The sequence below is a fragment of the Paracoccus sp. DMF-8 genome, assembly GCF_029309835.1.
GTDB lineage: Bacteria > Pseudomonadota > Alphaproteobacteria > Rhodobacterales > Rhodobacteraceae > Paracoccus.
The window spans coordinates 1-21,673 of the sequence record NZ_JARJHL010000012.1 but is presented as its reverse complement, the minus strand read 5'-3'; the positions used below and the strand labels follow the sequence as shown (position 1 = coordinate 21,673).

Sequence of the window (21,673 nt, the reverse complement as noted above, 5' to 3'; positions counted from 1 at the left end):
CGTTCGGTTACGTATTGCTAAGGTTAAAGAACGACTTCCCATACTCGTGTGACAGCACCTCCTGTTCGGTCGCGCTTTCCATCGCAATTTCTCCTGTTTTTCCGGCATCACCGGGTGAAATGCCATCGGAAATTTCGCAAGCCGAAAATATCGCTATGGTCCGGTCACAAGCCACTGCATTCCACCGCGAGATGGTTGCCGAAAAACAACCGGATACAGGTCAGTCAGTCGGATGCAGGCAGAGGTTAACCAGTGCCTGTTAATCATGTGCCAGCTCTTCGCGATCACCGTCGTTGCCTAAATCAGCACGGTGGTCGCGAGGCGTCAAGCCTGGCCCCCGCACCCCGCATGAACCAGACCGCGCTTTGATGGATCAGGCGATGACACGCCCTTCGGCTGTGGACGTTCAGCCGGGCGCAGATCTGTTTCGAACAGGAACGCGCGGTTTCAATCGTCCAGCCCCAGTTCCTTCGCGGCATCCGCTAGGGTGCTGCCATCGGCCAGATGCAGGGCCAGCAGCGCCTCGCTGCGGGTCAGGTTCGAGGCGCGGGCGACCTCTTGCACCGGCATGTCGCGGGCCATTCCTGCACCGCGCAGCAGGCCCAGCAGGCGCGTCGCCGCCCCGCATCGTCGGTGGTGACGACCATCTGCGGCGAGGGGGCGGGCTGACAATCGGGATCAGCATCGGGCTGAGGGCTGAATGGCTCCGGCCTTTGTCATGGCGTCCTGAAAGCGCCGCTCGACCTCGGTGTCGCGGAACCTGCAATCGCCCCTCTGCCCCCAGACGAAGGGCGTCGGTCCCGGCGATCAGCCGTTGCGCACCGTCCGACATATCCCGAACCTGTCCACCTGACGAGAACAGCACCCAGCCCACGGCCAGCCGCCCGGTCAGGAAACGGTCGCATTCCGCGCGGTCGCGTTCCTGCGCCATGCGCCGCCAGATCGCCTGCGCCTGCGGCAGAAAGGGCAGCAGTTCGGACAGTTTCACCGCGTCGATGGCGCGAAAGTCGCGGTCGCCCCGCCGGATCACGATGGCCCCGGCTTCGCCCTGCTCGACCGGCCATTCCACCGCGCGCAGAAAAACCCGGCCCCGGCGATGCGCCCGGCAGGTCCAGTTGCGAATAGACCCGGTTGCTGCGCAGGGCGCTTCGAGATCCGCGGGCAGGGGCGCGGGTGGCTGGCCGACGCACCCGGATTTCGAGCCGCGGCGATGGCCATTGCGTTCGATCGCGATGGCGGCGGCGGCGGCGCCGGTCTTTTGCGCCAGCAGCGACAGAAAGGCGGGGCCACGGGTCGACGCATGGGGCTGCCGCAGGCCGGGAAACATCTGCTGTCGCGTAACCCGAAGCCGCCGCAAAAAGTGCTTTGATCAGGCTGGTCATCGGCAAAATTTTCCTGTTCCCGTCCCCATTGGCGAATTTACTCCCCATATGGGGGGGCACGGGGCGGGATTGCCCAGCGCTTACATACGGCCCGAATCCATGTCGTGACCAAGTCTTTCGGGAATGAACACCAAAAACCTGACCCACCTGCAGCGCCTCGAAGCCGACAGCGTCCACATCATGCGCGAAGTCGATCGCCGACGCCGTCAACCCCGTCGATGCTCTATTCGCGTCGGCAAGGACAGCGCGGTGATGCTGCATCTCGCGCGCAAGGCGTTCTATCCTGCGCCGCCGCCCTTTCCGCTGCTCCACGTCGATACCACGTGGAAGTTCCGCGACGATGTACGAACTGCGCGACCGCATGGCCGCGGGATCGGGCATGGACCTGATCGGTCCATCAGAACCCCGAGGCGGTGGCGCGCGGGATCAACCCGTTCGACCATGGGCCGCTGCATACCGACATGTGGAAGACCGAAGGGCTGAAACAGGCGCTGGATCACTTCACGGATTTGACGTGGCGCTTCGGCGGTGCGCGGCGCGACGAGGAAAAGAGCGCGCGCCAAGCGAGCGCATCTTTTCCTTCCGCACGGCCAGTCACGGCTGGGATCCCAGAACCAGCGCCCCGAGCTGTGGAATCTGCTACAACGCGCGCAAGGTCGAAGGGCGAAAGCGTCCGGGTCTTTCCGATCTCCAACTGGACCGAACTCGACATCTGGCAATATATCGCGTCTGCGAAGAATATCGCTGATCGTGCCGCTCTATTTCGGCCGCGCGCCCGACCGACGGTGATACGCGACGGGCTGATCGCTGATGGTCGATGACGAACGCTTCCCGCTGGCGCGACGGTGAAGACGCCGGTGATGCGCTCGGTGCGTTTCCGCACCCTGCGGCTGCTATCCGCTCACCGGGGCGGTCGAAAGCGAGGCCGACGACGCTCAGCCAAGGTCATCCAGGAAATGCTGTTGGCGACGACCAGCGAACGGCAGGGACGCATCATCGACAAGGATGGCAGGCGATGCGTCGATGGAGAAGAAGAAGCAGGAGGGCTATTTCTGACCCCGCCGCGTCAATCTTTCAGACCGCACGGTCAGCCTCGCGGGTTCTGGGGCCTCACCTGTATCCACGGACAGCGGATTCCCGCTGTCGCGGTGCCTGCCCAGCATGAACACGACCAAGACCCCATCTATCGTGCACCGACGCCCTGATCGCCGAGGACATCGACGCCTATCTCGCGAGTGCATCGAGCGGAAGTCCATGCTCCGCTTCATCACCTGCGGCTGCGGTCGATGACGGCAAGTCGACGCTGATCGGACGGCTGCTCTGCGACAGCAAGATGATCTTCGAGGATCAGCTTGCCGCGCTTGAGAGCCGACAGCAAGCGCGTCGGCACGCAGGGGCGGCGAGATCGACTTCGCGCTGCTGGTCGACGGGCTGGCCGCCGAACGCGAGCAGGGCATCACCATCGACGTGGCCTATCGCTTCTTCGCCGACCGAAAAGCGCAAGTTCATCGTCGCCGACACGCCGGGCCATGAACAATATACCCGCAACATGGTCACCCGGCGCCTCGACCGCCGACCTGGCCGGTGATCCTGATCGACGCGCGCAAGGGCGTGCTGACCCAGACCCGGCGCCACAGCTATCTGGTGAACCTGCTCGGCATCCAGCATACGTGGTGCTGGCGGTGAACAAGATGGACCTGGTCGATTACGATCGGCCGAGCGCTTCGACGCAGATCGTCAGTCGATTACACGCCATTTCGCCGAAGCAGATCGGCATGGACAGCTTCACCGCCGATCCCGATCTCGGGGCTCAAGGGCGACAATATCGTCACCAAGAGCCCGGCGATGCCCTGGTATCCAGGGCCCGACCCTGCTGGGCCACCTGGAAGAGGCGCCGGTCAACGACGCCCGCATGCAGGAACAGCCCTTCCGCATGGCGGTGCAATGGGTGAACCGGCCGAACCTCGATTTCCGCGGCTTCGCCGGCCAGATCGCGCGCCGGACAGGTCCGGCCGGGCGACGCGATCCGGGTGCTGCCCTCGGGCAAGACCACCACGGTGAAATCCATCGTCACCTTCGACGGCGATCTGGACCAGGCCGTCGCCGGGCAATCCGTCACCATCACCTTCGCCGATGAGATCGACTGCTCGCGCGGCGACGTGATCGTCCGGTCGGACGCGCCCTGCGAAGTGGCCGACCAGTTCGAGGCGACGCTGGTGTGGATGGCCGAGCAGGAGATGCTGCCGGGCCGGCCCTATATCCTGAAGATCGGCACCCAGACCGTGACCGCCACCGTCACCGAGCCCAAGTATGAGGTGAACGTCAACACGCTGGAGCACCTGGCCAGCAAGACGCTGGGCCTGAACGCGATCGGCGTGGTGAACATCTCGACCGACCGGCCGATCCCCTTCGAGGCCTATGCCACCAACCCCGATCTGGGCGGCTTCATCCTGATCGACCGGATGTCGAATGCCACGGTCGCGGCCGGCATGATCCATTTCGCGCTGCGCCGCTCGCAGAACGTGCATTGGCAGGCGCTGGATGTCGACCGCGAGGCCCATGCCAGCCTGAAGAACCAGAAGCCCGCCGTGGTCTGGTTCACCGGCCTGTCGGGCTCGGGGAAATCGACCATCGCCAATATCGTCGAGAAGAAGCTGCATGCGCTTGGCAAGCACACCTTCCTGCTGGACGGCGACAACATCCGCCACGGGCTGAACCGCGACCTTGGCTTCACCGATGCCGACCGGGTGGAAAACATCCGCCGCGTGGGCGAGGTGGCCAAGCTGATGACCGATGCCGGGCTGATCGTTCTGACCGCCTTCATCTCGCCCTTCCGCTCGGAGCGGCAGATGGTGCGCGACCTGATGGCGCCGGGCGAATTCGTCGAGGTCTTTGTCGATACCTCGATCGAAGTGGCCGAGGAACGCGATGTCAAGGGTCTCTATGCCAAGGCCCGCGCGGGTCAGCTGAAGAACTTCACGGGCATCGATCTGCCCTATGAGGCACCCGAGGCGGCCGAAATCCGCATCGACACGACCGCGCTGTCCCCGGAAGAAGCGGCCGATCTGATCATCGCCCGCCTGATCCCCTGATCCGGCCATTCGGGCGCCGGTCCCGTTCCGGCGCCCTTTCGCAACCATGTTCCGCCCGGTGCAGCACCTCTGCACCGGGCGTTTTCATGCGCCGCAATATGCCCGCCCGGTTTTTCGCAATGCCGGATATTCCGGCGACGGCGGGACAATCTGCGAAAAATCCGGGCGGCGCCCCTGCGATCACCCCCCGCGCGGCCTGTGCGGCTTGCGGGCACGGCGGCGCCCGGACGAGGCTGGTCCTGTTCTCGTTGCAATGCCGCGCGAGTCGTCATCGCAACGACGCGATGCCTTCCTGAACAGCAACCCCAACGCCTGCCGGGCCCGATCCGGCGCGCTGCCGCCATTCCTTCATGCAGAGAATGGGCATTACACAGGAACGCACATGTCAGCACATATCGCCAACCCCTCGTCTTCGGGCCGCGCCCTCGCGCTGGCCACCACCGCATTCACGGTCTGCTTTGCCATCTGGACCATCTTTTCGATCATCGGCATCCAGCTTCGGCAGGAATACGGGCTGAGTGAAAGCCAGTTCGGCCTGCTTCTGGGGCTGCCGATCCTGACCGGATCGCTTTCGCGCATCTTTCTGGGACAATGGGCCGACCGGTTCGGCGGGCGGCCCGTCTATACGTTGACGATGCTGGTCGGCGCGGTCTCGACCATCCTGCTGTCCTTTGCCGGCAGCTATCACCAACTGCTGCTTGGCGCGCTTGGCGTCGGGATCGCGGGCGGATCCTCTGCGGTCGGCGTGGCCTATGTGTCGCGCTTCTACACCCGTGAACGGCAGGGTTTCGCCCTTGGCATCTTCGGCATGGGCAATGTCGGCGCCGCACTGACCAAGTTCATCGCGCCGTTTCTGGTCATCGCCTTCGGCTGGCAGGTCACGGCCCAGATCTGGGGCGTGCTGCTGGTGGTGACGGCGATCCTGTTCTGGATCCTGTCCGAAGACGACCCCGTCACCCGCGCCCGCCGCGACGGCAGCGCCAACGCCCCGGTAGCCTCCAGCAGCCGCGAGGTGCTGCGCGAGGCGCGCGTCTGGCGCTTTGCGCTGTATTACTTCTTTGCCTTTGGCGGCTTTGTCGCGCTGGCCCTGTGGCTGCCGACCTATCTGACCGGCTTTTACGGCATGGACCTGAAAACGGCGGGGCTGATCGCCGCCGCCTATTCGGTGCCGGGGTCGATCTTCCGGGCATGGGGCGGCAGCCTCTCCGACCGCTTCACCGCCCGCAGGGTGATGGCCGGTTGCCTGTGGGTGTCGCTGGCCGCGCTGCTGGTCCTGCTGGTGCCGCATCCGGGCAATGTCACGCTGTTCATCGTCGCCCTGTTCGTTCTGGGCGTCGCCATGAGCTTCGGGAAGGCGGCGGTTTACCGCTACATCCCCGATTTCTACCCGTCGGATGTCGGGATCGTCGGCGGTTTCGTCGGCATGATCGGTGGCATCGGCGGCTTTGTCCTGCCCCTGCTGTTCGGCTATCTGCTGGAAGTGACGGGTTCCTGGACCAGTTGCTTTGCCGCGCTGCTGGTGGTCGTGCTGCTGTCGATCGGCTGGATGGCCCGCGTGCTTGCCGGGCTGCGCGGCCCGGCCGAACCCCGCCATGCCTGATGGCGCGATCGGACCGGATGCCGGCCCCGGAACCCCGACGGGCCGGCATCTTGCAAAGACCGCGCGGAATCAGCAATGTCTTTCACGCTCGCGAATTCCGGCAAAGAGAAAGGGGCGCGAAAGCGCCGCGGTCACGTCCTGAACCACAGCCATTTGCGGCACCCCGGCATTTGCAGGCAGCATGAAACCGATTTCAGTTCTGTTGATTGAACGACTACCAGAGCGCCGCGACCTGATCGCCGAGGCGCTGCGCGCGCATGGCGTCGGCGCCGTGACCATCATCGACGACGACCGCGACCTGACCGGCCGCATCGCCGAGGCGGCGCCCGATCTGGTCCTGATCGACATCGAAAACCCCTCGCGCGATGTGCTGGAGGAACTCAGCCTGGCCTCATCCCCGATGGAGCGGCCGGTAGCGATGTTCGTCGACAGGTCCGACCCCTCCCTGACCCGCGCCGCCATCGAAGCCGGGCTGTCGGCCTATGTCGTCGACGGCTTGCGCGCGGACCGGACCGCGCCGATTCTGGAAGCCGCGATTTCCCGGTTCCACATGTTCCAGCGGATGCGCAACGAACTGGCCGCGACCATAGGCCGGCGCTGGAGGAACGCAAGATTGTCGACCGCGCCAAGGGCATCATCATGAAGGCCCGGAATGTCGATGAAGATCAGGCCTATGCGATGATGCGCCGCACGGCGATGGACCAGAAGCAACGGATTGCGGATATCGCCCGGGCGGTCATAGCGGCGGCGGATCTGTTGCGATGAGCCCTGAACCCGTTCGCGTCGGCTATCTGCCGCTTCTTGATGCAGCGCCGCTGATCATCGCGCAGGAACTGGGTTTTGCCGCCGAAGAACGCCTGTCGCTGGACCTGATCCTCGCCGTGTCATGGTCGGCGCTGCGCGACATGCTGACCTTTGGACGGGTGGATGCCGCATCGCTGCTGTCGCCCATTCCGATCGCCAGCATCCTGCATCTGGGCGGGATCGCGGCGCGCATCGACGCGCTGATGGTGACCTCGCTCGGGGGTGAGGGGATCGTCGTTTCGCACGGTCTCGCCGAAACCATGCGGGCCAATGGCTACGGCTTCGATTTTGCCGATGCGGCGGGGGCGGCGCGGGCGTTGCATCAGGCCCATCCGCGCCCCTTGCGGATCGCCTCGCCCTTTCCGTTTTCGATGCATGGCGAGCTGCTGTATCGCTGGCTTGGCGAAGGGATCGAGGTGCAGACCGTGCCGCCCCCGCTGATGCACCAGGAAATGGCGGCGGGGCGGATCGACCTGTTTTGCGTGGGCGAACCCTGGGCCTCGCGCACGGTGGAACTGGGGATTGGCGATTACCTGTTGCCGGGCACGGCGATCTGGCAGGCGCCCCCCGACAAGATCCTGGCCATGCGCCACGAAGATGTCGAAGCCGACAGCCCGATCATCGGGCCGCTGATGCGCGCGACATGGCGGGCCTGCCGCTGGCTGGCGCAGCCCCAGAACGTGCTGGCCGCGTCGGAAATCCTGTCCCGCCCCGCCTGGCTGGATGTCCCGGCCGAGATGCTGGAACGGCTGCTGTCCGGGCGGGTCAATGTCGCCTCCTCGGGGGCGGAGCGTCAGGCCCGCATCATCGAACTCCATGCCGGATGCGCGACATTTCCCTGGCGCAGCCAGGCCGAATGGATCGGGGCGGCGCTGGCCCGGCGGCATGGTCTGGACGTGGCCGCCGCCCGCCTGACCGCGCGCGCGGTGTTCCGCAGCGACCTTTACCGCAGGTTTCTGGCCGAGGCGGGGGCCGATCTGCCCTCTGCCTCGTCCCGGCTGGAGGGCGGCGTCGACCAGCCCGGCCTGCATCCTGCCGCATCGGGCAAGGTGCATCTGCTGCCCGATCAGTTCTTTGACGGCCTGATCTTTGACCCCGACAAGCCATAACTGCCCAATCGCTGCGCAGATCATGCGCAGCCCTGCCGCCCGACCCGCCCCACGCTTGCGATAGGGCCGCACGGGCGGCAAACCTGGATCCAAGACCGCATGACAATGGCGTCGATGCGGTCGCCCTGAAGGATCAGGGCTATTCCCGAGCAACGTCGCTCGACCGCGATTCGCCCCTTTCAGGCGGAATGCAGTCGGCGGCGTTTTTTGTTTTGGCCCCCAGTAACGCAGGGACCTTTCGAATGACCCAGAATCTCGTAGTGATCGGTGCTGGCATGGCCTCGGGGCGTTTGCTGGAACATCTGACCGACAGCGATCCGTGCGCCTACTCCATCACTCTGTTCAACGGCGAGCCGCGCGGAAACTACAACAGGTTGATGTTGTCGCCGGTTCTGTCGGGCGAAAAGACCTATGAGCAGATCGTCACGCATGACGGCGACTGGTAGTGACGCGCGGGGCATCGCCTGCCGCTTTGGTGAAAGCGTGGTCAAGATCGACCGGCAGAACAGGACCGTCTATTCCAACGCGGGCGCCGCGCCCTATGACAAGCTGGTCATCGCCACCGGATCGCGCGCCGTTCATCATCCCGGTTGCCGGGCGCGACCTGCCCGGCGTCGTCACATTCCGCGACCTCGACGACACCAATGTCATGACCCTTGCCGCGAAAAAAGGCGGCAATGCGGTGGTGATCGGCGGCGGGCTTCTGGGGCTGGAGGCCGCAGCGGGCCTGCGCATGCTGGGGATGGAGGTTACGGTCATCCATCTGATGGGCCATCTGATGGAACGCCAGCTTGATCCTTCGGCGGGCTATCTGCTGCAAAAGGAACTGGAAAGCCGGGGCATCCGCGTCCATTGCAAGGGGGCGACCGAGGCCATTCTGGGAACCGACCGGGTCGAGGTCGTCCTGCTGGAGGACGGCACCACCTATCCCGCAGATCTGGTCTGCATGGCGGTGGGCATCCGTCCCGAAACCCGCATCGCCAATTCCGCCGGGCTGGAGGTCGAGCGCGGCATCGTCGTCGATGATGCGATGCGGACCTCCGACCCGGATATCTTCGCGCTTGGCGAATGCGTCGAACATGACGGCCAGCTCTTTGGTCTTGTCGCGCCGCTTTACGATCAGGCCAGGGTTCTGGCGCAGACCCTGCTGGGCCAGCCCGCCGCCTTCCAGCCGGTTGAAACCGCGACGAAACTGAAGGTCACGGGCTGCGACCTGTATTCCGCCGGTGATTTTGCCGACAAGCCGGAGCGCGAGGATATCGTGTTCCGCGATCCCGGTCGCGGCGTCTACAAGCGTCTTGTGCTGGAAGGCAACCGTCTGGTCGGCGCGGTCATGTATGGCGATACCGAAGACGGCAACTGGTTCTTTGGTCAGATCAAGGACCAGACCGATATCTCGGGGATCCGCGACAGGCTGATCCTTGGCCCGGCGGGTCAAGGCGGCGCGGGGGCCGGGGCCGATGCCGCTGGCCGCCGTCGCCGCCCTGCCCGGCACGGCAGAGATCTGCGGCTGCAACGGCGTGTGCAAGGGCGCGATCATGCAGGCGGTGGCGGGCGGCGCCACGACGCTGGATCTGGTGCGCGCGACCACCACGGCGTCGGCATCCTGCGGCACCTGCACCGGGCTGGTCGAAAAGCTCATGGCGCTGACCCTGGGCGCCGATGCGGCTGCGGCTGCCCCCCGGACCATGTGCAAATGCACCGATCACAGCCACGAAGACGTGCGTCGCCTGATCCGGTCGCTGTCGCTGAAATCCATCCCGGCGGTGATGCAGGAACTGGGCTGGACGACGGTCGGCGGCTGCGCCTCCTGCCGTCCGGCGCTGAACTATTACCTGCTGTGCGAATGGCCGCTGGAATATTCCGACGACCGGCAGAGCCGCTTTGTCAACGAACGCAACCACGCCAATATCCAGAAGGATGGCACCTATTCGGTGGTGCCGCGCATGTGGGGCGGGGTGACCACCCCGGCGGAACTGCGCGCGATCGCCGATGCGGCGGACAAATACAACGTGCCGATGGTCAAGGTCACGGGCGGCCAGCGCATCGACCTGCTGGGGGTGCGCAAGGAAGACCTGCCCGACATGTGGGCCGATCTGAACGCCGCCGGGATGGTGTCGGGCGCCGCCTATTCCAAGGGGCTGCGCACGGTGAAAACCTGCGTCGGCAAGGAATTCTGCCGCGTCGGCACGCAGGATTCGACCGGCCTTGGCATCAAGCTGGAAAAACGCATGTGGGGGTCGTGGACGCCGCACAAGCTGAAACTGGGCGTGTCGGGCTGCCCGCGCAACTGCGCAGAGGCGACCTGCAAGGATATCGGCGTGGTCTGCGTCGACAGCGGCTATAACATTTCCATCGGCGGCGCCGCCGGGATGGAGGTGAAGGAAACCGAACACCTGACCTCGACCTCGTCCGAGGATGAGGCGATCGAGATCATCCTCGCCGTGACCCAGCTTTACCGCGAGAACGCCGGATATCTGGAACGGATCTGGAAATGGATGGGTAAGGTCGGGCTGGACTGGATCCGCGCGCAGGTCGTCGATGACCTGCCGCAGCGCAAGGCATTGGTCGCGCGGTTCGAAATCAGCCAGTCCGTATTCCGCACGGATCCCTGGCCGCGCTGTCCACCTCGAGGAGGCGCCGAAATGGCGCCCCCTGGTCGATCTTGCACTGGAGGCTGCAGAATGAACCGCTTTGTCGATATCGGCGCGCTGGAGGATATCCCCGCGCAGGGCGCCCGGCTGGTCCGGACCGCGCAGGGCTGTATCGCGGTATTCCGCACCGGCGATGACCGCCTGTTCGCGCTGGACGACCGTTGTCCGCACAAGGGCGGGCCGCTGTCCGAAGGGATCGTGCATGGCGACAGGGTGACCTGCCCGCTGCACAACTGGGTCTTCGACATGAATTCCGGGCAGGCGCAGGGCGCCGACAGCGGCGCGGTCAGAACCTATCCCGTCGCGGTGGAAAACGGCCGCATCCTGCTGGATGTGGCGGATCTGATGCGGCGCAACGCCGCCTGAGGCAAACCCGGATGAAACCCTTGCCCATGCTCCTGCTTTTCGCGGGCGGAACCCTCATGCCCGCCTGCATCCGGGACAGGACCGCCCGGATATTGCGGTCGCTTTTCCGGACCCGGATCGCGACCGCCACCCCGATCTGGACCCGGCGCGGGCAACCGCGCCAGTGTCTGCGCACAGCGCCGCGCGCCAAAGCTGATCCTGCCATGGGGCCGTTCATGGGGCCATGTGTCGGATGAGCATGCGAGAGGTCAAAAGCGCCTGTCCCTATTGCGGTGTCGGCTGCGGCATCGTCATGCAGATCAGGGACGGGCAGATCGTCAAGGTCACGGGCGACAAGTCGCACCCCACGAATTTCGGCCGTCTCTGCACCAAGGGCAGCTCGTGCAATATTCCGGTCGCCGCGCCGGGACGGCTGGACCGGGCATGGGGTCGCGTGACCGGCACGGCGGAACATGCGCCGCTGGCCATGTCCGCCGCCATCACCCGCACCGCGCAGGCACTGCGAAAGATCATCGACCGCGACGGGCCGGATGCGGTCAGCCTGTATGTTTCGGGGCAGATGTCGCTGGAAGCGCAATATCTGGCCAACAAGCTGTGCAAGGGCTTTATCGGCACCAACAATATCGAAAGCAATTCGCGGCTGTGCATGGCCAGCGCCGGTTCGGGCTACAAGCTGTCGCTTGGTTCGGACGGGCCGCCGGGGTCGTATCAGGATTTTGACCGGGCCGATCTGTTTTTCGTGATCGGCGCGAATATGGCCGACTGCCACCCGATCCTGTTCCTGCGCATGATGGACCGGGTCAAGGCCGGGGCCAGGCTGATCGTCGTCGACCCGCGCCGCAATGCCACCGCCGAAAAATCCGACCTGTTCCTGCAGATCCGGCCCGGCACCGATCTGGCGCTGCTCAACGGTTTGCTGCATCTGCTGCACAAGGCGGGCAGGACCGATCCCGCCTTTATCGCGGCCCATACCGAAGGCTGGGATCAGATGCCCGATTTCCTTGCCGATTACAGCCCGGACAAGGTCGCCGCCCTGACCGGCCTCGCCGAAGACGACATCCGCCGGGCCGCCGGAATGATCGGCGACACCCGCGACTGGATGACGCTGTGGACGATAGGGCTGAACCAGTCCACCCACGGCACTCGGAACACCAACGCGATTTGTAACCTGCATCTGGCGACCGGGGCCATCTGCCGCCCCGGCGCGGGGCCGTTTTCGCTGACCGGGCAACCCAATGCGATGGGCGGGCGCGAGATGGGCTATATGGGCCCCGGCCTGCCCGGCCAGCGGGCGGCGCTGGTCGATGCCGACCGCGCCTTTGTCGAAGATATCTGGCAGGTCGCCCCCGGCACCATCCGCCCCACCGCCGGCGGCGGCACCATCGCCATGTTCGAGGATATGGCGGCGGGCAGGATCAAGGCCTGCTGGATCATCTGCACCAATCCCGTGGCCTCTGTCGCCAACCGGCGCAAGGTCGTCGCCGGGCTGGAGGCCGCCGAACTGGTCATCACGCAGGATGTCTATCTGGACACCGAAACCAACCGCTACGCGGATATCATCCTTGCGGGCGCGCTCTGGGCCGAAGCCGATGGCGTGATGATCAATTCCGAACGCAACCTGACCCTGTGCCCCAAGGCCGTCGACCCGCCGGGAGAGGCGATGCCCGACTGGCAGATCATCGCCCGCGTCGCCTGTGAAATGGGCTATGCCGAGGGGTTCAGCCATGCTTCGGCATCCGAGGTCTTTGATGAAATCCGCCGCTTCTGGAACCCTGGGACCGGCTATGACATCCGCGGCATCGACCATGCCCGGCTGGCGCGGGGGCCGGTGCAATGGCCCTGTTGCCCGGATGGGGCCGATGACCGCAACCTGATCCGCTATCTGAACACCGGGACGAACCGGAAACTGCTGACCCGTGATGATGGCGAAACCCCCGCCATCGCCTTTGCCACCGCCAGCGGGCGGGCCGTTCTTTTCCCGCGTCCGCATATGGACCCGGCGGAAATGCCCGATGCCGACTATCCGATGGTGCTGAACACCGGGCGGCTGCAACACCAATGGCACACGATGACCAAGACCGGCAAGGTGCCGGTGCTGAACAGGCTGAACGCCGGTCCCTTCATCGAAATCAACCCCGAGGATGCGGCCGCGCTCGGGATCGGTGACGGCGATCAGGTCGAACTGCGCTCGCGCCGGGGTCGTGCTGCTCTGCCGGCGGTCCTGACCGACCGGGTGCGGGCGGGGAACTGTTTCGCGCCGATGCACTGGAACGACAGCTTTGGCGAAAATCTGGCGGTCAACGACCTGACCAGCGACGCCGTGGACCCGATTTCCCAGCAACCCGAATTCAAGGTGACCGCCGTGGTCCTGACCTGGATTTCTGGCCCGGTCCGCAGGACGGACCCGGCACCTTCAGGCAAAGAGGCAAATCGCCCCGCGATGGATGAGCAAAGCACTTTCAATACCGATGCGCGTGCCGATGTCTTTGCGCGGATGCTGGGCGTTCCGGGCGGCATGGCACCCAGTTTCGCGCCGTCTGAAATGGCCTATCTTGCCGGGTTTTCCAACGCGCTGCGGGCGGGTGGGGCGATCGAGGACCGGATGAGTACCGATCCTGCCCCCGGATGCGCCGTTCCGGCCCGAGGCGCGGGCCTATGTTTCGGGGCTGCTGGCCGGGCTGTATGCCCGCGCGCCCTGGTCGGATGCGGCGTATCGCGATGCGCTGGCCGTCGCGGATGCCGCCGGTCAGGGCGGCGGGGGCGGGATTCTGGTGCTATGGGCCTCGCAGACCGGCAATGCCGAAGAATTCGCGACCCATGTCGCCGCGCGGCTGCAGGCGGCGGGCCGGACCGTCACCGCGATGCCGATGGATTCGGCTACGGCTGCCGACCTGCAGGCCTCGGCCCATGCGCTGTTCGTCGTCAGCACCTTTGGCGACGGCGATGCGCCCGACAATGCCGGGATGTTGTGGCGGGTGCTGTCCGATGGGGACGCGCCATCGCTGAACGGCATGACCCATTCCGTGCTGGCCTTTGGCGATTCGAGCTATGATCAGTTCTGCGGCTTCGGCAAAGAGCTGGAGGCCCGGCTGGAGGAGTTGGGCAGCCCGAAAATCGCGCCCCGTGTCGATTGCGAACCGGATTACGAAGACGGGGCCAATGCCTGGCTGGAGGTGACGCTGGCTAGGCTGGCCAGATCCCCGGCGCAGGACGGGATGCGGGACGGCGCGCAGAAAGGGGCGCCGATCCCGGCTGAAGCCCGCCGATCCGGCGCCGGTCGCCGCCGTGGCCTTTGGCCGGAAATCGCCCTGACGACGCGTCTGATCCGCAATACGCTGCTGAGCGGCGCGGGATCGGCCAAGAGGTGCGGCAGTTCGGCTTTGACATCGCGGGAACGGGCTTCACCTATGAGGCGGGCGATGCGCTTGGGGTCTGGGCGCGGAACTGCCCCGATCTGGTCAGCGAAATCTGCGGGGTTCTGGGCCTGTCATCCGATGCGCCGGTGTCGCTGAACAAGGCGGGCGACATGCCCCTGTCGCAGGCGCTGACGGATCATCTGGATATCACCGGCCTGACCAGAGGCTTTCTGACCACGCTGGCGCGGCAGTCACCTGACGCGGATTTCGCCCCGCTTCTGGACCCGGCGCGCAAACCCGATCTGGACCGATGGTTGTGGGGGCGGCAGGTCGCGGATGTGCTGCACGACACCCGGCCCGCGCTGGAGGCGCAGGATCTGGTCGGCCTGCTGCGCCCGATGCAGCCCCGGCTTTATTCGATTTCGTCCAGCCCGCGCGCCGAAAGCGGCGAGGTGCAACTGACCGTTTCGGTCCTGCGCTACGCTTGTGACGGGCGCGCGCGCAAGGGGCTGGCCTCGGCCTTTCTGGCCGACAGATGCGACGGGACCGATGTGCGGATCTTTCCGCAACCCTCGGCGCATTTCCATCCGCCCGAAGACGGCGCGCGCGATATCATCATGGTCGGGCCGGGCACGGGCATCGCGCCATTCCGCGGCTTTCTACATGATCGCAGGGCCAGCGGCGCCACCGGGCGCAACTGGCTGGTCTTTGGCGAACAGCATGCGGCAAGCGATTTCTATTATCGCGACGAATTGCAGGCATGGCGGGATTCGGGCCATCTGACCCGGCTTGATCTGGCCTTTTCGCGCGATCAGGCAGAGAAGGTCTATGTCCAGACGCGGATCGAGGAACAGGGCGCAGAGCTGTGGAACTGGCTGCAGGGCGGCGCGGCATTCTATGTCTGCGGCGATGCCAGCCGCATGGCGCGCGACGTCGATATGGCGCTGAAACGGGTCATCGCCCGGCATGGCGACATGACCCCCGACGAAGCTTCGGTCTATGTCCACAGGCTGCAACAGGAAAAACGCTATGGCCGCGATGTTTACTGACCGCGCGGGCACCGCGACGAAAGCACCCCGGCCCCGGTCATGACCCCGGCGCCCCGGCCGTGGCGCAGCCCGTCTGGAATTGCGGCGCATGGTGGAACAGCGCCAGCAATTCGTCGGGGTTTTCCGTCACATCGCTGAGCGTATAGCGGCGCAGAACCGCGATGAAGGCCGCCACCGCCTCGGCAAAGATGGATTTGAGCCGGCAGCGCGGCGCCAGCACACAGGTGCCGCAATCGGCGATGACCATGCTGTCCTCTGCCGCCGCAATGATTTCGCTCAGGCTGATTTCGGCCGCCGGACGGCTAAACCGGATGCCCCCCGACCGGCCACGCACGCTGTCCACGAAACCCTGCCGCACAAGGTCGGACACCACCTTCATCACCGTGCTGTGCGGCATGGCATAGGCGCGGCTGACATCGCCGACCGCATGCAGCCGGGTTTCATCCGTCGCCAGATAGATCAGCACGCGGATCGCATAGTCGGTGGTCAGGTTGAGACGCATCACATCCTCCACTGCGACAAATATTCCGATTGACGGAATGTTTCAATCCTGTGAAATACATTCTGCTTACAGGAATGATTCATCAGGCGCAGCACGAAAAGGACGCTTACCATGGCCAAGCCGCTCAGCCCCGCAACCATCGCCACCGTGAAGGCGACCATTCCCGCCCTGCAGGCGCATGGGTTCGACATCGTCAAGGCAATGTATGCGCGCCTGTTCCGCATCCCCGAGGTGGCCATGCTGTTCAACGCCTCGCATCAGGCGGGGGGCGATGCGCAGCCCAAGGCGCTGACCGGCGCGATCCTTGCCTATGCGCAGAACATCGAAAATCCGGGCGTTCTTGCCGCCGCGATCGAGCGGATCACGCAAAAGCATGTCAGCCTGCAGATCCTGCCCGAACATTACCCCCATGTCGCCGATGCCCTGCTGGGCGCCATCGGCGATGTGCTGGGCGAGGCCGCCACGCCCGACGTCCTGAACGCATGGGGCGAAGCCTATTGGTTCCTGGCCGATGTGCTGATCGCGCGCGAGGCGCAGGCTTATCAAGACATCGCCGCCCAACCCGGCGGCTGGACCGGCTGGCGCCGCTTTACCGTCGCGGACCGCCATGTCGAAAGCGAACAGATCACCTCTTTCATCCTGCGCCCCGTGGATGGCGGTGCCGTTATGGCCCATCGCCCCGGCCAGTATCTGGCCTTTGACATCGCCATTCCGGGTCAGGGCAGTCACCGGCGCAATTACTCGATCTCCTCGGCACCGAACAAGGATCATTACCGGATCACGGTAAAACGTGACAGGCTGGTCAGCAGCTGGCTGCATGACGCGGCCGTTCCGGGAACGGAGCTGAACGTCGCGGCGCCCGCCGAGGATTTCTTCCTGCAAGACGACAGCACGCGCCCGCTGGTGCTGCTGTCGGGCGGCGTGGGCCTGACGCCGATGCTGTCCATCCTAGCCGCCCTGCCGAAGGAACGGCGCAAGGATGTCACCTGGATCCACGCGACCCACAACGGCCGTTCGCTGGTGCAGGGCAAGGAAATCCGCGAAATGGCCGGGCGCAGCGCCGTATTCTTCGAATCGCCCGATCCGCATGAGGCGGAAGGCGTCAGCCATGAGGTGACCGGCCGCGTCACCCCCGAATGGCTGGCCGCCAATACGCCCGTGGCGGATGCGGATTTCTACATCTGCGGGCCGAAACCATTCATGGCGATGGCGATTCACGGTCTTGAGGCAGCGGGTGCAAAGCGCGTCTATCACGAATTCTTCGGTCCCGCCGAAGACCTTGCCGCCTGAACGGCTAAAACCGCCTTTATCAGCCGTGCGGCGGTCAATAGGCAGACTTGCCCATAGCGAAATAGACAACTGCCCAAAGTTGTAGCAAGCGAATAGGTTGGATCACAGTAAGCGAGTGATGTGTTAATCCTGATGGCGGACCAAATCTTGTGCAGATTGGTCCGCCGTATTTCCTGAATATGTCGCTTCGGATTAACGCCACTGTCGCCATGACATTAGGCGCCGGAACGGATGTTTTCTAATAACAGGGTCTGAAAATCGCGGGGCCGGGCAGGTGCCGGATCTGGTTGCAATAAGCGAACTGCCTTGAAAAAGGCGACCGATACAATCAGAACGCGATTTATACAATTATATTCATCCTCCGGGTGGTGTTAAATCACGAGCTTTGCGGCGGCTTTGTGTCCACCCTTTACCGCAGCTTTGCCGCCCACAGCCGGTAACGGGTCGCGCCGGTGGCCTCGCGGATCAGGCCCATTGCCTGCATGCGCGCCAGCAGGCGTTCGGCGGTGATCCGGCTGACGCCCGCGCGCGTGGCGACATCGGCGGTCAGCAGCATCGGATGCGCGGCCAGAACCGACAGGAGGCGGCCCGGATTGCCGCCCTTGATCCCCGCGACCCGGTCCAGCGCGTCAAGGTGCCAGGCCCTGACCTGCGCCAGATGCACCCGCGCCTGCTGCGCCGCCTGTTCCAGCGCCAGCGAGCATGGCGCGCCATCCGTTCGGCTGGCGGGCCGCTGTCGACCAGCAGCCGCAGATGGGCGCGGCCAAGCGGAGCAAAGGGCAAGGCCGTGCAGGCGCTGGCAGAATCGCGCGCGACCCAAATCGCAGCCTCGGCCCCGTCGTCCTCGGGCGACAGGCCGGCCAGCCGCCACAAGACCCGCGCATGCGGGCCGCGCGCCAGCGGATGCAGGCCGGAACGGTCGATATGGTCCAGAAAGTCCCGCGCCAGATCGTCCAGATCCTCGGCCCTCCGCCGCCCGTGGATCCGCGCCGCGCCGGGCGGGCTGCGATGCAGCGCCAGAAAGCCGCGCAGATCGGTGGTGGCGCCCTGCCCCTCCAGCCGCCGCACCGCCCACCGGGCAAAGCGCAGGGCCTGAATGTCATCCGTCGGCGCCGCATCCAGCAGATCGGCGGCGATCTCTTGCAGGGGGATCGGGCGCCCGCTGGCCGACAGGATCGCCGCGACCTCGATCAGGGCAAGCCGCCGGATCGCGCCACATCGGTCGTCGGGCGGCAGCGCCGACAGATCGGCATCCAGCTGGCCAAGCGCAAAGCCCGCGCGCGTCATGGCGACGGCATTCGCCGCTTGCGCGGCGCGCCAGGGGGCGGGTCTGCTCAGGTCCGGGGCGGGTTGTGCGTCATCCATGTATGACGGCCTATGTCGCCCCATATCATCATAAACGCAAGATAATGATGATTGCCCGGGTGTTTTCTGCACTGCCCCATCACTTGCGATAAGATGCAATTATCGCAACTCTTGACAGCAGTGCCGGAATGCGCCCCAATCCCCATATGATCCTGCCTGTTGTTCCCGCTCACCTGCCCCTGACCGAGGCTGACGCGCTCGCCGACCTGTATCGGCGCGGCACGCCGGACAACACGCAACGGGCCTGGGAACGCGATCTGGCCTATATCGCGGCGTGGAAGCGGGCGACCTATGACGCCCCTCTGTCCTGGCCAGAACAGGAAGCCGTGGCCCTGCGCTTTGTTCTGGATCATGCGCAGGATCTGGGCGCGACGGATGGCGAGGCGCGCCGCACGGCCGAGGCACTGATCGCCATGGGGCTGCGCCGCGACCTGTCCTGCCCGGCGCCCGCGACGCTGGACCGCCGCATCGCCAGTTGGCGCGCCTTTCACCGGATGCAGAACCTGCCCAGCCCGTTCGAGGCGCCGCTGATCCGTCAGGCGCGCGCCAAGGCTCGCCGCGCCGCCGGTCGCGTGCGGCAGCGCAAATCGGAAAACCCGATCACGCGCGAGGTGCTGGAGGCGATGCTCGCGACCTGCGATCACAGCCATCGCGGGCGGCGCGACCGGGCCTGCCTGATGCTGGGCTGGGCCTCGGGCGGGCGGCGGCGATCGGAAATCGTGGCCCTGAACCGCGATGATATCGACGACCGCGAGATGGCGGAAAAGGGCCTGATCCGCATCCGTCTGCTGACCACCAAGACGACCGGCCCCGACATGGCCCCGCGCCTGCCGCTGAAGGGGCGCGCGGCGCAGGCGGTCATGGCCTGGATCGCGCTGGCGGGGATCGCGCGCGGCCCCCTGTTTCGTCCGGTCAGCCTGGCGGATCGCCCCCTGCCCCGCCGCCTCTCGGGCGCGGGGCTGCGCGAAATCATCCGGCACCGGCTGGAACTGGCGGGCTATCCGCCGGATTTCGCCTCGGCCCACGGGTTGCGCGCCGGGTTTCTGACGCAGGCGGCGCTGGACGGCGCCCCGCTGCCCGCCGCCATGCAGCTGTCCCTGCACCGCAGCGCCGATCAGGCACAACGCTATTACGCCGATGTCGATATCGCCGAAAACCCTGCCACCGATCTGCTGGCCTAAGGCTCGTGGACATTCAGGATTCCCATCGCGGTCAAGCTGGATTACGTCGATGCCAAGGAAGGTGTGCGCAGCAAGGTCAGCTATCTCAGCGCCGCGCTGGAAGGCAGCGCCGGACAGGGCGCGACGGTCGCCGGCGCGGTGGGGTCTGGGGTCGGTTCGGCGGGGGGGGGCCAGCTCTGCCCGTGCCGAGCGGCTGCGCGCGGTTCTGGCCGCCGTCAACGCCCGCACGCTGACGCAGCGCGATGCCGGCAGGCGCCTGTTCATGCGGCAATTGCCCGACGCGAATCTGCGCGACGATTTCGAACGCCATGGCTGGATGTCGCCCCTGAATGCCGAGGGCGTCGCGGCTTTCTGGGCGGACATGTCGCCCGAGATCTTCGGGTCGATCGCACCCTGGATCGGGCCTTGGGCGCGACATGGGGGGCAGGAGAGCAGAGCGGCGGCATCCCGCGCCGCTCTGCCCGGGTCTTAGCGACGCACCAGCGGCTTGCTGTTTTCGATATGGCGGACGGCCATCTTGCGCGCCGGGCGCCCCGAGGCAAGCAGACGGGCCGCTTCGGGCACGGTGGTGTCATCGGCAAGTTCAGGGAACAGCGCCAGGATTTCCGCGCGGGCGGCGGGGCCGACGCTTTTCAGCGCCTCGGCGCCCGTATAAAGCGATTCGGTTTCCGCGCCGTTCGAGATGATGATTTCGTGGCGGTCGAACAGGATGTGCAGATATTCGACCTCTGCCAGATCGGTGACCAGGTCGATCCCGTCCATCTGCAGCAACTGTTTGGCCGGGCTCAGCACCTCCATGGTGCCGAACATGCGCTGCGCGATCTGCGAGCGCACCAGGATGCGGTGCTGCGGCGACCCCAGCAGGTCGGTGGTGGGGGTCTTTGCCCCGAGGGCGCCGGCGCGGATCCGGACCGGACGCAGATGCGGCGAAGCCTGAAGGGTATGGGCGCCAAGTTTGCGGCGACCGATCCAGCGGACCGGCTGCGGGCCATGGTCCTTGGTCAGCACCGGGTCGCCGACGCGCAGGTCCCGGACTGCGACATCGCCATCGACCGTGCGGATCATCGTGCCCGCGGTAAAGCAGGGAATGATGTCGATATCGACGATGTTGGGGTTGAAGCCGACGGTGGGGCTGGATGGCCGCGTTGTCGGGGATCTGGTTCGCCGAGGACAACCTCGATGCTGTAGATGCGGGGCGACATCGGTGGTCCAGCCGTTGACAGTGTCCGGCACCGGTCGAAAAGAACAGGTCGCCATTGTCCATCTGAGCGAAAAGACTCGTATAGCCGCCGACCACATATTCATTGCCGTCGGCATCCGGTCAGTGACCCGGAATTATGTCTGCAGGGCCGATGTGATGCGGGCGTCGGTGACTCTCGCCCGTCCTCATCCGAGCTGCCGTTCATCTGGGTGCCGCCCGGCAGGGTCACCGCGCCGCCATAGGTCTCGTTGAACGTCGTCTGAAAGTTGCTTCCCAGGATCTCGCCGTTCATCATCAGTGGTGCCAATTCGGTCGATCCGGTGGCGGTATAGCCGATGATGCTGTCGGCCTCGGTGTCCTGTCAGGTCTGCGTCGTCGGGGTCGGGTTATACCGTGTCAGAGTTGTTCCCGATCCACATCCAGTAAAGGCATTTCCCCCCTGTGCCATCAAGGCAATCAGATTTCGCTGCAAATGGGGGATGCCGTCAGGACCTTCGCGCCGATCTGGCGCGGTCGTTACCTGCCGGGTGGGTTCTGTCAGACGGCGATCCCATCGATTATGTGTCCTGCGAAACACCCTTAATGTGTAATCCAAATTTCGGTTCTTAGCAAAATAGAAATTAATGTAACGTGCGGTTATGGCTGCGGCTGCCGTTGTTGAGGTGTTGCACATGAGTATGGAAGTCGTTCTTTAACCTTAGCAATACGTAACTGAACGAAGC

General features: G+C 65.3%; 19 protein-coding genes and 3 pseudogenes. 16 read left to right on the top strand and 6 right to left on the bottom strand.

Features of this window, described 5'->3' with window-relative positions; all coding sequences use genetic code 11:
• On the top strand, positions 1 to 263 hold a 263-nt coding region (locus PE067_RS13575; RefSeq protein WP_276190085.1), incomplete at its 5' end, for a hypothetical protein.
• 184 nt (positions 264 to 447) lie between these two features.
• On the opposite strand, the gene PE067_RS13570 is transcribed toward PE067_RS13575, so the two are convergent.
• Positions 448 to 672, bottom strand: a complete 225-nt coding sequence (locus tag PE067_RS13570; RefSeq protein WP_276190084.1) for a hypothetical protein — start codon at positions 670 to 672, stop codon at positions 448 to 450.
• A gap of 833 nt (positions 673 to 1,505) precedes the next feature.
• Between PE067_RS13570 and PE067_RS13565 the strand changes: the two genes are divergently transcribed.
• Together PE067_RS13565 and PE067_RS13560 are read left to right on the top strand one after the other, a co-directional pair.
• A complete protein-coding gene (locus PE067_RS13565; protein ID WP_346429699.1) occupies positions 1,506 to 1,865 on the top strand; it encodes a phosphoadenosine phosphosulfate reductase family protein in 360 nt (119 codons plus the stop codon).
• Positions 1,796 to 2,203, top strand: a complete 408-nt coding sequence (locus PE067_RS13560) for a phosphoadenosine phosphosulfate reductase family protein (RefSeq protein ID WP_276190083.1) — start codon at positions 1,796 to 1,798, stop codon at positions 2,201 to 2,203. The genes PE067_RS13565 and PE067_RS13560 overlap by 70 nt, the downstream gene beginning before the upstream one ends.
• A gap of 1,007 nt (positions 2,204 to 3,210) precedes the next feature.
• Here PE067_RS13560 and PE067_RS13555 read toward each other — a convergent pair.
• Complete coding sequence (locus PE067_RS13555) at positions 3,211 to 3,450, bottom strand: hypothetical protein (RefSeq protein WP_276190081.1); 240 nt, start codon at positions 3,448 to 3,450, stop codon at positions 3,211 to 3,213.
• Here PE067_RS13555 and cysC point away from each other — a divergent pair.
• From cysC to PE067_RS13510, 10 genes and pseudogenes are all read left to right on the top strand, one after another.
• Positions 3,440 to 4,474, top strand: coding sequence for an adenylyl-sulfate kinase (gene cysC / locus PE067_RS13550; protein ID WP_276190079.1), 1,035 nt, complete (start codon positions 3,440 to 3,442; stop codon positions 4,472 to 4,474). The genes PE067_RS13555 and cysC overlap by 11 nt on opposite strands.
• A gap of 382 nt (positions 4,475 to 4,856) precedes the next feature.
• Entirely contained in the window at positions 4,857 to 6,074 is a 1,218-nt protein-coding gene (locus PE067_RS13545; protein ID WP_276190077.1) for a NarK/NasA family nitrate transporter, read from the top strand.
• A 181-nt stretch (positions 6,075 to 6,255) separates the two neighbouring features.
• Entirely contained in the window at positions 6,256 to 6,717 is a 462-nt protein-coding gene (locus tag PE067_RS13540) for a hypothetical protein (RefSeq protein WP_346429698.1), read from the top strand.
• On the top strand, positions 6,714 to 6,839 hold the full coding sequence (locus tag PE067_RS21905) for an ANTAR domain-containing protein (protein WP_346429697.1): 126 nt from the start codon (positions 6,714 to 6,716) through the stop codon (positions 6,837 to 6,839). The genes PE067_RS13540 and PE067_RS21905 overlap by 4 nt, the downstream gene beginning before the upstream one ends.
• The gene (locus tag PE067_RS13535) at positions 6,836 to 7,987 is read left to right on the top strand and encodes an ABC transporter substrate-binding protein (protein ID WP_276190075.1); all 1,152 of its coding nucleotides are present in this window, start codon (positions 6,836 to 6,838) and stop codon (positions 7,985 to 7,987) included. Before PE067_RS21905 ends, PE067_RS13535 begins: the two co-directional genes overlap by 4 nt.
• Positions 7,988 to 8,229: 242 nt before the next feature.
• A pseudogene (gene nirB, locus PE067_RS13530) lies at positions 8,230 to 10,675 on the top strand (nitrite reductase large subunit NirB).
• Positions 10,672 to 11,007, top strand: a complete 336-nt coding sequence (nirD, locus tag PE067_RS13525) for a nitrite reductase small subunit NirD (protein ID WP_276190073.1) — start codon at positions 10,672 to 10,674, stop codon at positions 11,005 to 11,007. The pseudogene nirB and the gene nirD overlap by 4 nt, the downstream one beginning before the upstream one ends.
• Before the next feature lie 223 nt (positions 11,008 to 11,230).
• Positions 11,231 to 13,357: pseudogene (locus tag PE067_RS13520) on the top strand (nitrate reductase); the annotation flags it as partial.
• Positions 13,358 to 13,778: 421 nt separating this feature from the next.
• Positions 13,779 to 14,108, top strand: a pseudogene (locus PE067_RS13515) (flavodoxin domain-containing protein); the annotation flags it as partial.
• Positions 14,109 to 14,371: 263 nt separating this feature from the next.
• Entirely contained in the window at positions 14,372 to 15,412 is a 1,041-nt protein-coding gene (locus tag PE067_RS13510; protein WP_276190071.1) for a hypothetical protein, read from the top strand.
• Between the two features lie 37 nt (positions 15,413 to 15,449).
• Here the strand turns inward: PE067_RS13510 and PE067_RS13505 are convergent, their stop codons facing one another.
• Entirely contained in the window at positions 15,450 to 15,914 is a 465-nt protein-coding gene (locus PE067_RS13505) for an Rrf2 family transcriptional regulator (RefSeq protein WP_276190069.1), read from the bottom strand.
• Positions 15,915 to 16,025: 111 nt separating this feature from the next.
• Here PE067_RS13505 and hmpA point away from each other — a divergent pair, with 111 nt between their 5' ends.
• On the top strand, positions 16,026 to 17,204 hold the full coding sequence (gene hmpA / locus PE067_RS13500; RefSeq protein ID WP_276190067.1) for an NO-inducible flavohemoprotein: 1,179 nt from the start codon (positions 16,026 to 16,028) through the stop codon (positions 17,202 to 17,204).
• 409 nt (positions 17,205 to 17,613) lie between these two features.
• Here hmpA and PE067_RS13495 read toward each other — a convergent pair whose 3' ends face one another.
• Both PE067_RS13495 and PE067_RS13490 read right to left on the bottom strand, forming a co-directional pair.
• Positions 17,614 to 17,760 (bottom strand): hypothetical protein, encoded by a 147-nt coding sequence (locus PE067_RS13495; RefSeq protein ID WP_276190065.1) that lies wholly within the window; start codon positions 17,758 to 17,760, stop codon positions 17,614 to 17,616.
• Positions 17,751 to 18,569 carry a hypothetical protein gene (locus tag PE067_RS13490; RefSeq protein ID WP_276190062.1) on the bottom strand — a complete coding sequence of 273 codons (819 nt, stop codon included), beginning with the start codon at positions 18,567 to 18,569 and terminating at the stop codon, positions 17,751 to 17,753. Before PE067_RS13490 ends, PE067_RS13495 begins: the two co-directional genes overlap by 10 nt.
• 128 nt (positions 18,570 to 18,697) lie before the next feature.
• Between PE067_RS13490 and PE067_RS13485 the strand changes: the two genes are divergently transcribed.
• Together PE067_RS13485 and PE067_RS13480 are read left to right on the top strand one after the other, a co-directional pair.
• Positions 18,698 to 19,750, top strand: a complete 1,053-nt coding sequence (locus tag PE067_RS13485) for a tyrosine-type recombinase/integrase (RefSeq protein WP_276190060.1) — start codon at positions 18,698 to 18,700, stop codon at positions 19,748 to 19,750.
• A gap of 262 nt (positions 19,751 to 20,012) precedes the next feature.
• Positions 20,013 to 20,222, top strand: a complete 210-nt coding sequence (locus PE067_RS13480) for a hypothetical protein (protein ID WP_276190058.1) — start codon at positions 20,013 to 20,015, stop codon at positions 20,220 to 20,222.
• Here PE067_RS13480 and PE067_RS13475 read toward each other — a convergent pair.
• Positions 20,219 to 20,983: a Hint domain-containing protein gene (locus PE067_RS13475; RefSeq protein WP_276190055.1), complete on the bottom strand. Its 765-nt coding sequence runs from the start codon at positions 20,981 to 20,983 to the stop codon at positions 20,219 to 20,221. The genes PE067_RS13480 and PE067_RS13475 overlap by 4 nt on opposite strands.
• Positions 20,984 to 21,673 lie beyond the last annotated feature (690 nt).